Genomic DNA, 9,035 nt, shown 5'->3' with positions numbered 1-9,035 from the left:
GCTCAGCTGGTAGAGCAACTGACTTGTAATCAGTAGGTCAACCGTTCGACTCGGTTAGTCGGCACCATTTATTTAAAAGCCTCGCTTATAGCGGGGCTTTTTTGTTTTCAACTTGAGAATTAAAAATACCCATAGTTAAGAGCAAAGCAACTGACTTGTAATCAGTAGTCTGTATAATTTACCCGCTCGAGTCGGTTAGTCGGCACCATTTATTTAAAAAGCCTCGCTTATAGCGAGGCTTTTTTGTTTTTAACTTGAGAATTAAAAATACCCATAGTTAAGAGCAAAGCAACTGACTTGTAATCAGTAGTCTGTATAAGTTATCCGTTCGACTCGGTTAGTCGGCACCATTTATTCAAAAGCCTCGCTTATAGCGGGGCTTTTCTGTTTCTATATGTCTAATACCAATCCGCAATAATACTTAATCAATTTTAGGGATTAAACCTGACGCTAACTGCGTTAAAAATTTCTGATATAAGACAAAAATAACGAAATTTTTTCCTTGTTATCGACACGATTTTCTTACCTCAAAATAGATCACTTAATTAAGCGAATTGGTATAATCTCTTAGACACACTACAAAAAGTTAATTTTTTATTATTAAAAATTGCTGATCATTTGCTCATTTTTACCGTATAACTGGCTATTATGTTAGTTCATCGCTAGCTATGTAATGTTATGTAAAGTAGGTTGAGCAAAAGTTGCCAAAGTGCTTGAATTACGTTCATAAATAGCAGTAATTTAGGTTTAATTATGATTTGGCAATGCAAGCCAACCCTATTGGCAATTAGTGTGATGCTGCTTAGCGGCTGTGCGAGTGATTTTAACTCGTCGCAGCGCATGCAAGCGCCTAATAATATGCCACAGCAATGGCAGCAAGAAGCATCAAGCTCGGTATTAAAAGTACAAGAGCAATGGCTTACACAACTACAAAACCCTACGCTTAACAAATTTGTACAACAAGCACTTAAAAACAACCAACAGCTTTTACAAACTAGTTATGATGTAGAAATTCAAAAACAACAGCTTATAGTATCGGGCTCTGCACTTTGGCCTAGCCTTGATTTATCAACGCGTACTAGCCGTAGTAAAGACAACCGCCCAGTGAGCTACGACAACGCAAGTTCAGTTAGTTTAAACTTAACTTACGAGGTTGATTTATGGGGTAAGCTTTCTGATTCAAAGCGCGAAGCTAATCTTAACTATTTAGCGCAACAGGCCCGGTTTGAGCAAGCTAAACAGCAACTCGTTGCTGATGTAGTAACTGGCTGGTTTGATGTTGTTACATCGCAACAATTACTCGATTTATTTAAACGTCGCGAAGCCAATGCACAGCAGAGCCTTGATATTATCGAGTCTGGCTATCGCCAAGGTATAAACGAAGCACTCGATGTATATTTAGCCCGTAATGAGCTCAATACTGAACGCGCTCGCATTGCTACTCAAACTGCGAACCTATCGGCTTCAGCACGTGTACTTGAGCGTTTACTGGGTGAATACCCAAAAGGTGCCATTACTGCTAGAAGCGACTTACCCGTTATTAATACCGATATTCCACTAGGCTTACCTTCTGAACTTATAACACGTAAACCTACGCTGCGAGCAAGTTGGTATGATCTTTTAGCCACCGACGCTTCATTGGCGTATGCGCACAAACAACGCTTTCCAAGTTTAGATTTAACAGCTTCACTAAGTGATAGCACCGACAGAGTAAGCGACTTGTTTTCTCCATCAAGCCTTGCATGGTCGTTATTAGGTAGTATTTCAGCACCGCTTTTTGAGGGCGGACGTTTAAAAGCGAATGAAGAAATAGCGCGCCTTAATACTCAAAAGCAAGAGCAACTTTATTTGCAAACGCTTTACGATGCATTTGGTGATGTAGAAAATGCGATTTCGCAGCAGCAGTCCCTCAAAGCGCAATATAGCAGCACCCTTGAGGCGCAAGAAAATGCACTTGCTGCAGAGCAATTGTCGTTTGAGCAATATCAAAGCGGTTTGGTAACTTACACTACGGTGCTTGACGCACAAGACAGGTCTTTCGATGCGCAAAGCTCCTTAATCGACATTAAAAACCAATTAATAGCTAACAGAATTAACTTACACGTTGCCCTTGGTGGTGATTTTGCAAAGCCCTCAAGTGAACTAAAGAGCAATAATGATGAAAACTAAAACAGCAAAAATTATTATTCCAGCGGTGGTTATTATTGCCACTATTTTAATTGTTATGTTTATTAAAGGTAATCCGCCAGAGGCTAAACGCTTTGGCTCACCTCCTAAAGCATCAATAAGTGTGGCTGCGCTTGAGCTTAAACCACAAAATTACCAAGTGATGATTGATAGCTACGGTACGGTAAAACCACGTACACAAAGTTTATTAGTTGCTCAGGCATCTGGGCAAATAATTGAAGTAAGTGATGACTTTAGAGAAGGCGGCTTTTTTGAAAAGGGCGATGTACTTTTAAAGCTAGACGACAGAGATCATCAAGCTGAAGTTAAATCTGCTCAAGCCAATTTATTAACGGCAGAGCAAGGCTTATTAGAAGAAAAGGCACGTGGGCAACAAGCTATTACTGATTGGAAACGCCTTGGCGGCTCAAATCAGGCAAGCAGCCTAGTACTGCGTGAACCACAACTTGCAGCAGCCGAAGCAGAAGTTTTATCGGCGCAAGCAGTACTTGAAAAAGCCATGCTTGATTTAGAGCGCACTAAAGTAACCGCGCCATATGCGGGTCGTATACTTAGCCGTAGTGTTGATTTGGGGCAAGTTGTTACTAACAATACCCAGCTTGCCACTATTTACGCAATCGATAGCGTAGAGATTCGTTTACCGATTAAAAATAAAGATCTTCCGTTCGTAAATTTACCAGAGCAATATCGTGATGGCGCCAAAAATCAAGCAGGTTCAATTGTTAAATTTACCTCTGACTTAGTGGGTGAGCAAACGTGGCAAGGGCAGCTAGCGCGTACCGAAGGTGCTATAGATGAAGGTGCACAACAGCTTTACGTAGTTGCTAAAATTAACGACCCATATAAAGCAACGGCTAATAACCAGTACCCAATAAAAATAGGGCAATACATAAAGGCGCAAATTACCGGTAAAACAGTTCCTAACGCACTTATAATCCCTAACAGTACTATTTATCAAGGGACGTATGTTTATGTTGTTGAAGAGGGTGTACTTAAACGTAAAGACATTACACTTGCTTGGCAAAATGCGACACAAGCGATGATAAAAACGGGATTAAATCCAAATGATAAACTGGTTATTACTCCACTAGGGCAAGTGAGTTCTGGTACTCAGGTAAGTATTTTAGGCGAACAAAGCACAGAGCAACCTAAAAGCCGAGGAGCTAATGGGCAAGGTAAAGGAAAGCGCCCGACGCCAGAGCAGCTTGAGCAAAAAGCAAAAGAGCAGGGTATTAGTGTTGAAGAGCTAAAAAAACGCCGCGCAGCAAAACAAGGAGATAAGCCATGATCGCTTGGTTTGCCAAAAACCATGTTGCTGCTAACTTATTGCTAGTAACGCTGTTACTGTCGGGACTTTTTAGCTTATCAAGCAAAATACCGCTTGAGGTATTTCCTTCATTCGAAACTGACATGATAAGCGTAAATGTAAGTTTGCGTGGTTCAACACCAGAGGATGTAGAGCAAGGTGTAACTATACGAATAGAAGAAGCCGTACAAGATTTAGAGGGCATAAAGCAAATATTTAGTCGCTCTTCTGAAGGTTCTGGCTCTGTGACAATAGAAGTGGAAAGCGGTTACGACCCTCGTGAGCTTTTAGCTGATATAAAAAGTCGTGTAGACGCAATTAACACTTTTCCAGCCGATGCTGAAAAGCCGATAGTAGCGCTTGCTGAGCGAATTCGTGAAGTTATCGCGGTTACCGTATCGAGTGACTATGGCGAAAAAGAAACCCGCGAATACGCAGAAACAGTACGCGATCAAATCCTACGTTTACCTAATGTAACGCAGGTAGAGCTAAGTGGCGTTCGTGATTACGAAATAGCCATTGAAGTAAGCCAAGATATTCTTCGTCAGTACGATTTAAGCTTGGCACAAATATCGAGTGCTATTTCAAACTCAAGCTCAGATATTTCTGCTGGTAACTTAAAAACAGAAGGCGGGGACGTACTTATAAGCTCTAAAGGGCAAGCATATCGTAAAGATGAATTTGCCAGCATTGTTGTTAAAAACCAAGCCGATGGCACTATTATTCGCTTAGGCGATATAGCAACTATAAAAGATGATTTTGAAGAAACACCAGTACGTACTCGCTTTAATGGTAAACAAGCTGCATTTATCGACGTATATCGAATTGGTCCACAAAGTGCGATTACAGTTGCTGACGATGTTAAAAACTACATAAAAGAGCAACAAAGCTCTCTCCCGCAAGGGTTTGAACTAAGTTACTGGGATGATGATTCGGAGCTGGTTAAAAGTCGTATTTCGACCCTTACTACTAATGCTTTACAAGGCGGTATTTTAGTACTGGCTTTACTTACTTTGTTTTTACGCCCTGCAATTGCATTTTGGGTATTTATTGGTATTCCGGTTTCGTTTATGGGGGCGTTTATAGCGATGCCTATTTTTGGCGTAACCCTTAATATTATGAGCTTATTTGGCTTTATATTGGTACTGGGGATTGTTGTTGATGACGCCATAGTTACCGGTGAAAACGTTTACACCCATCTAAAAACAGCTAAGTCGGGCGAGCAAGCCGCAATTTTAGGTACTCAAGAAGTAGCAACACCAGTAACATTTGGTGTGTTAACTACCGTTGCTGCCTTTTTACCTTTGGCCTTTATTGAAGGGGCGCGTGGTGCCTTGTTTGCACAAATACCGGTAGTAGTTATTCCGGTATTATTGTTTTCATTGATTGAATCTAAATTTGTACTACCAGCACATTTAAAATATATAAAACTACGCCACGAAAAAGGCGAACCTTCAAAGTTTGATGTTATTCAACAGCGTTTTGCAGATGGATTTGAAAACGCGATTTTAAAATACTATCAACCCACTTTAAATTTAGCACTGCGCCATAAATTGGCTTCGGTAAGCTTGTTTATTGGTGTATTTGTTATAATTTTAACCATGATCACCAGCGGTTGGACTAAGTTTGTATTTTTCCCGCGCATACCAAGCGAAACAGTCCGCGTTAACTTAACACTACCAACAGGTACACCGTTTGAAGTAACGAATAAATACGTAATTGACATGTCGCAAAAGGCGCAGCAATTACAAGAAAAGTACCGCGACCCAGATACGGGTGAAAGCGTTATTTTAAATATATTAGCCACAACAGGCGGGCGTGGTGGGGTATCTAATTCAGGCTCTGTACGCTTTGAAATAACACCGGCTGAAAAGCGTGAATCAGACATAGGATCACGAGAACTTGCCAGCGAATGGCGCGATTTAATTGGTGTCATTCCAGGTGCCGAAAGTTTAACGTTTAGAGCCGAAATTGGCCGAAGTTCAGACCCAATTGATGTTCAGCTTAGCGGCACTTCGTTGACTATTTTACAAGACGTGGCTGATCACATTAAAACCCGTTTATCGACCTATCCAACGGTATTTGATATTGCCGATAGTATGTCCGACGGTAAAGAAGAGTTACAAATAGAGCTTACGCAACAAGGTTTAGCGCTGGGCTTAAATAGAGTCAATGTAGCAGGACAAGTACGTAACTCGTTTTTTGGCTCGCAAGCACAACGTATTCAGCGAGGCAGGGATGACGTACGTGTAATGGTACGCTTACCTATAGATGAGCGCCGCTCTGTAGCTGACCTACAAAACATACTTATAAATACGCCTGATGGAGGCTCAGTGCCTTTATCGCACGTGGCAACACTTACTGCTGGGCAAAGTCCATCAACTATTAATCGAATAGACCGTTACCGCACATTAAACGTAACAGCCGATATCGAAAAAAATAATACCAACATGACCATACTGCAGGCTGACCTAACGGAGTATTTAGATGGGTTAATGCAGCAATATCCTGGAGTAGATTACAAACTAGAAGGTGAGGCTAAAGAGCAAAGAGAGTCGTTTGGGTCGTTGGCTTGGGCACTTGTGTTTGTATTTTTTATTATTTATGCGCTATTAGCAATACCGCTTAAATCTTACTTACAACCAATCATAGTAATGAGTGTTATTCCATTTGGCATGATAGGTGCTGTAGTAGGGCATTGGATCATGGGAATGGACTTAACTATTATGAGTTTACTCGGTATGCTTGCGCTAACCGGGGTGGTGGTAAATGACTCCCTCGTACTCGTTGATTTTATTAATAAAAAGCGCAGTGAAGGTGGTAAAGTTCTCGATGCTATAAAAATTGCAGGTGCATCACGTTTTCGCCCTGTAATGCTAACTAGTTTAACGACCTTTATTGGCTTAATGCCATTACTGTTTGAAAAAGCGACTCAAGCACAGTTTTTAATACCAATGGCGGTGAGCTTAGGGTTTGGGATTATTTTTGCTACCTTTATTACTTTATTGTTAGTACCAATAAACTACATGCTAATGGAGCGTTTTCAAGGTTGGTTTAAATAACTTCACTCTTAAATACGTGATTATTAAAGCTGTAGGTAAGTAATTACCTGCGGCTTTTTTTATAAGTTAAAAGTAATATTAGACAATTGAAGATAAGTGAATAAAAAATTTAGATAAATATAAGAGTAAATAGGAAGGTTAATTTTTTTTGATAAAGCCTTTTAAAGGCGAGGGTTTGCTAAAAAGATGTTCCCCAAGATACGGTGCTCGGTTTCAGTCCTGAAACCAGAAGGTTTCAGGGCGGGAATCTGCGGTTTACCGTAGGCTTCTCGGTACATGCCGAGCCTGCACAATAGTAGACGAACAGAAACCCTGGTATAAAATTTATCGGCTCAGGGACTTAACTAAGCTCCGGTACCCCAGGGAACAATTTAAGTATATAAGACATAATCCAATCCTTAAACCCCAAACGTAAAAAATTATATCGTTCGCTTAGTTTTTCCGCACCTTTAACCCATCATTTACTTTATCGCATGGTTTTTGAGCTTGATCATACAATTAATTGGAGTTGCTTTTTATCGAGTGGTAGCATTGCCTTAACTTGCAAAGCGAAGATTCGATTATGAACGATTTACCCGATTACGAAAAAGCTCAACTGCTTTTAGAAAAAAACGAAATATTTGTATCACCTGCTGAAGCGCATGGTGTGATTAGTGGTTTACTTGCGTGTGGTTTAACCATTGACGACAAAGAATACTTAGGCCTTTTGAGCGATGTGTTTAACGATGGTGAATCGTTTAGTAACGATTTAAAGCAGTTTTTTGGCACTATTTATAAGCAAGTAGTCGCGAGCTTTAATGATGATGAATTTCAGTTTGATTTATTTTTACCAAGCGACGACGAAACACTCATCGATCAGGCTAATGGCCTCGTATCATGGGTAGCGGGTTTTATGCTTGGTTTTGGTTTAAAGCAAAAAGACTACGGTAAACTATCGAGCGATGTTAAAGAAGTTATTACTGACTTTAGCGAAATCACTCGCCTAGATACTACTTTTGAAGAAACCGAAGAAGACAGCCAAGCGCTGCACGAAGTAATTGAATATGTGCGTGTATCAGCACTACTTTGTTTTGCAGAGCTTGGTAAAGAGCAAAGCACGCAAAGTACTAAAAAAACACTTCATTAACTTTTAAAAAGTAAAACGGGTTGGTTAATAATGGTTGAAGTACAAAAGTCAGAATTTAAAGCACGTCGCGAGCGCTTACTTGCTCAAATGGATGAAAATAGCGTTGCTATTATTCCCGCTGCGAGTGAAGTTACGCGCAGCCGCGATACCGAATATGCATTTAGACAAGATAGCGACTTTTTTTACTTAACTGGCTTTAACGAACCCGACGCCGTACTTGTACTCTGTAATAACAGCGATGCACCCAGTACTTTATTTTGCCTAGATAAAGACAAGCTTGCAGAAATTTGGCATGGCCGCAGAGTTGGCTTTGATAAAGCTAAAAGTGACTACTTGTTTGATGAAGCTTACCCGCTAAGTGAATTAAACGATAAAACACTCGATATGCTAAATGCAAAAAATGCGCTCTATTTTGCACAAGGTGCTTACCCCTTATTTGATACCAAAGTGTTTTCGTTACTAGGTACACTTCGAAGTGGCTCTCGAAAAGGCCTCAAAGCACCGAGTAATTTAAAAGAAATACGCGGCCTTATTCACGAAATGCGTTTGTTTAAATCGCCAAGTGAGATAGATGTTATGCGAGAAGGCTGTGAAATTAGTGCGCGAGGGCACATGCGCGCCATGCGTTTTTCACATGCCGGAGCTACTGAATTTCAGCTAGAAGCAGAGCTACATCATCATTATGCAATGAACGGTGCGCCGCATCCTGCGTACGGCACAATTGTTGGTAGTGGCGACAACGCCAATATTTTACATTACACGCAAAATAGCGACGTATTAAAAAATGGTGACCTAGTACTTATAGACTCCGGTTGTGAGTTACAAGGTTACGCTGCTGATATAACGCGTACATTTCCGGTAAATGGTCAATTTAGCGAAGAGCAAGCCGCGCTTTATAATATTGTACTTAAAGCGCAAGAAGTTGCCTTTGATGAAGTAAAACCCGGTGGTTATATGTCGCATGCTAATAAACTAGCAATGGAAGTAATGACCCAAGGTTTACTCGACTTAGGTATTTTAATTGGCGACTTTGACGAGCTAATGGCAAAAGGTGCGTGTAAAGAATATTACATGCACGGGCTTGGGCATTGGCTTGGTTTAGATGTACATGATGTTGGCGATTACAAAGTAAATAACGCTGAGCGTGCATTTGAGCCGGGTATGGTACTCACTATAGAGCCAGGGCTTTATATAAGCGAAGACTCAAGCGCACCGCAAAAATACAAAGGCATTGGCATTCGTATCGAAGATAACTTGCTAGTTACCGAAACCGGCCATGAAAACTTGACCCTAAGCGTACCTAAAAAAATTAGTGATATAGAAGCACTTATGCAAAGTGCTAAAAACGTATAAA

At 40.7% G+C, this 9,035-nt stretch carries 5 protein-coding genes and 1 other RNA gene; 5 read left to right on the top strand and 1 reads right to left on the bottom strand.

Features of this window, described 5'->3' with window-relative positions; all coding sequences use genetic code 11:
- Nucleotides 1–753 precede the first annotated feature (753 nt).
- From AAEY62_RS14950 to AAEY62_RS14940, 3 genes are read left to right on the top strand one after another with little or no spacing between them, the layout of a single operon-like run.
- Nucleotides 754–2,169, top strand: a complete 1,416-nt coding sequence (locus tag AAEY62_RS14950; RefSeq protein WP_024589700.1) for an efflux transporter outer membrane subunit — start codon at nucleotides 754–756, stop codon at nucleotides 2,167–2,169.
- A complete protein-coding gene (locus AAEY62_RS14945; RefSeq protein WP_010554901.1) occupies nucleotides 2,159–3,475 on the top strand; it encodes an efflux RND transporter periplasmic adaptor subunit in 1,317 nt (438 codons plus the stop codon). The genes AAEY62_RS14950 and AAEY62_RS14945 overlap by 11 nt, the downstream gene beginning before the upstream one ends.
- Entirely contained in the window at nucleotides 3,472–6,555 is a 3,084-nt protein-coding gene (locus AAEY62_RS14940; protein WP_024589701.1) for an efflux RND transporter permease subunit, read from the top strand. The genes AAEY62_RS14945 and AAEY62_RS14940 overlap by 4 nt, the downstream gene beginning before the upstream one ends.
- Before the next feature lie 186 nt (nucleotides 6,556–6,741).
- Here AAEY62_RS14940 and ssrS read toward each other — a convergent pair.
- Nucleotides 6,742–6,924: non-coding RNA, 6S RNA (gene ssrS / locus AAEY62_RS14935), on the bottom strand.
- 193 nt (nucleotides 6,925–7,117) lie between these two features.
- On the opposite strand from ssrS, the gene AAEY62_RS14930 reads away from it, so the two are divergent.
- On the top strand, nucleotides 7,118–7,681 hold the full coding sequence (locus tag AAEY62_RS14930; protein ID WP_007587323.1) for a UPF0149 family protein: 564 nt from the start codon (nucleotides 7,118–7,120) through the stop codon (nucleotides 7,679–7,681).
- A gap of 30 nt (nucleotides 7,682–7,711) precedes the next feature.
- The gene (gene pepP / locus AAEY62_RS14925; RefSeq protein WP_024589702.1) at nucleotides 7,712–9,034 is read left to right on the top strand and encodes a Xaa-Pro aminopeptidase; all 1,323 of its coding nucleotides are present in this window, start codon (nucleotides 7,712–7,714) and stop codon (nucleotides 9,032–9,034) included.
- Nucleotide 9,035 lies beyond the last annotated feature (1 nt).

Origin of the sequence: Pseudoalteromonas sp. GW168-MNA-CIBAN-0100 (assembly GCF_040309225.1) — a bacterium.
GTDB lineage: Bacteria > Pseudomonadota > Gammaproteobacteria > Enterobacterales > Alteromonadaceae > Pseudoalteromonas > Pseudoalteromonas arctica.
Note: the sequence above shows the minus strand (reverse complement) of the source record. Positions and strands in the feature narration are given on the sequence as shown.